This window comes from Pseudoalteromonas sp. TAE79 (assembly GCF_000498015.1).
In the GTDB taxonomy this organism is placed as follows: Bacteria; Pseudomonadota; Gammaproteobacteria; order Enterobacterales; family Alteromonadaceae; genus Pseudoalteromonas.
Genome location: NZ_AUTL01000258.1, coordinates 1 through 2,227, shown reverse-complemented (window position 1 = coordinate 2,227; position 2,227 = coordinate 1). Strand labels below are relative to the sequence as shown.

Annotated in this window: 3 protein-coding genes; 1 reads left to right on the top strand and 2 read right to left on the bottom strand. The window is 42.0% G+C overall.

All coding sequences use genetic code 11. From position 1 onward, the window contains the following. Positions 1–587, top strand: a 587-nt coding sequence (locus L655_RS0120390) for an IS5 family transposase (RefSeq protein WP_024603875.1), incomplete at its 5' end; no start/stop codon positions are given. 35 nt (positions 588–622) lie between these two features. On the opposite strand, the gene L655_RS0120385 is transcribed toward L655_RS0120390, so the two are convergent. Both L655_RS0120385 and L655_RS0120380 read right to left on the bottom strand, forming a co-directional pair. Continuing rightward, complete coding sequence (locus L655_RS0120385; RefSeq protein WP_002958143.1) at positions 623–1,669, bottom strand: NAD(P)-dependent alcohol dehydrogenase; 1,047 nt, start codon at positions 1,667–1,669, stop codon at positions 623–625. A 180-nt stretch (positions 1,670–1,849) separates the two neighbouring features. Beyond that, positions 1,850–2,227, bottom strand: a 378-nt coding sequence (locus tag L655_RS0120380) for a group II intron maturase-specific domain-containing protein (RefSeq protein WP_029752211.1), incomplete at its 5' end; no start/stop codon positions are given.

Here is a 2,227-nt window from a genome sequence, read left to right as displayed (position 1 = left end):
CTATCTACAGACGGTTTAATTTATGGTCCAAAAAAGGGATTTTGAATGAACTGTTTCGCGCATTATCTCGTGATGCGGACATGGATTGGGTCTTCATTGATGGCAGTATTGTCAGGGCTCATCAACATAGTTGCGGTGCAAGAACTGCTGACAATGAATCAATTGGAAAGAGCCGAGGTGGAAATTCTACGAAAATTCATCTTGCAGTCGATAGCGGAGGGTTGCCTGTTTATTATGAATTATCCTGTGGAAATACGCATGATATCGTCCATGCAGAGTCACTCGTAGCTAATTGCCCAACAAGTAATATGGTTGTCGCAGATAAAGGCTACGACAGTGAAAAACTGAGAGCGTTTGTTCGTGATAATAACGCTACACCCGTTATTCCACGTAAGGGCAACAGTTTAGTAGGCAATGAAGATATTGACTGGTGCATGTACAAATATCGGCACTTGGTTGAGAATGCATTTGGCCGTATTAAGCAATATAGAGGGATAGCCACGCGGTATGAAAAGCTTGAACGAAATTATCATTCAATGCTCGCTTTAGCATTTACTATGATGTGGCTACCAATGTGGGCTGATTGATATATGTACTACAAAGATCAACAGCCCCTAGTAAATTAAGCGTTTAACGATGCCATATCAATAACAAAGCGGTATCGTACGTCAGATTTTTCCATACGCTCGTATGCCGTGTTAATTTCGTCAATGTTGATCATTTCGCACTCAGGTAGCACGTTATTTTCACCACAAAAGTCGAGCATTTGTTGCGTCTGTGCAATACCACCAATAAGTGAGCCTGCAATACGACGGCGACCCATTAATAATGGCACCGTGCTTAGCTCATCCACTGGACCAACTTGGCCAACAATAACTAATGTACCATCTACATCAAGTAGCGGTGTGTAAATAGATAAATCATGTTTTACAGGGACTGTATCTATAATGACGTCAAAGGCAGATTGCGAGTCTTTCATTTCGTCATCATTAGATGACACTAAATAGTGCTGAGCGCCTAATTTAACCGCATCATCTTTTTTAGACTCACTACGGCCAATTACCGTAACGCTTGCGCCCATTGCAACTGCATTTTTAACGGCCATGTGACCAAGCCCACCTAGACCAACAACACCAACACGGCTACCTTTTTTTACGCCCCACTTATGAAGTGGCGAATACGTAGTAATACCTGCACAAAGTAGCGGTGCAACGCGTGAAAGGTCTAAATTTTCTGGTACAGAAAGTACAAATTCTTCGCGTACAACAACATGTTTAGAATACCCACCTTGGGTCATTTCACCACTAACGCGGTCTTTGCCTGCGTAAGTACCAACCATGCCTTCGCGGCAAAATTGTTCTTCGTCGTTATCACATTGATCGCAACTTTGGCACGAATCAACCATACAACCAACAGCAACCGTGTCGCCTTGCTTATATTTTTTAACGTCGCTACCTACCGACATAACTTTACCAACAATTTCGTGCCCAGGTACCAATGGGTAGTCACTGCCACCCCAATCATTTCGTACGGCGTGTAAATCTGAATGGCACACACCACAGTATAAAATTTCAATTTCTACATCGTTATTTCGTAAATCGCGGCGCTCAAAAGAAAATTCCGTCAATTCAGAACCTTGGCTTTTTGCTGCATATCCTACTGTCTTCATAATAACTCCATAGTGGTTAAAAATTTAAATCATCAACAGCATAGTACATAGCCTGTGAATAGAACCTGACAATATAAAATAGGCACAAATCGAGTAGGGTGAGGCTTTTGCCTCATCCCTCTCACAGAACCGTACGTACGGGCCTCGTATACGGCTCCTGTATTCTTCTATCCCTTCGGCTTATTTTCTAAACGCCGATTGAGCAAGCCATCCTGTACTTACTTTTTCCATTGAATATAAACCTTGCTCCTCAAACCATTGGTTTGGCATCGCTACATTCGATAATGGACTTAGAGAGTTTCGCCATGAGTTCATTTTGATGAACTTAAATGGCGGCTTTTTCCCTAATTGTTTTAGTCGCTTATGCAACCTCGCTGGGTTTTTCCACAACCTTAACTGAATTGCCCTTAATCGTCGTCTCACCCACCTTGCCAACAAATTTAGCACTCGTTTACAATTGGCTATACTGAAATAATTTACAAAGCCGCGCACCACTGGATTGAGTCTTTTTATTACTTCAATTAAGTTCATGCCACTATTTCGCTTTGTTAATCGTTT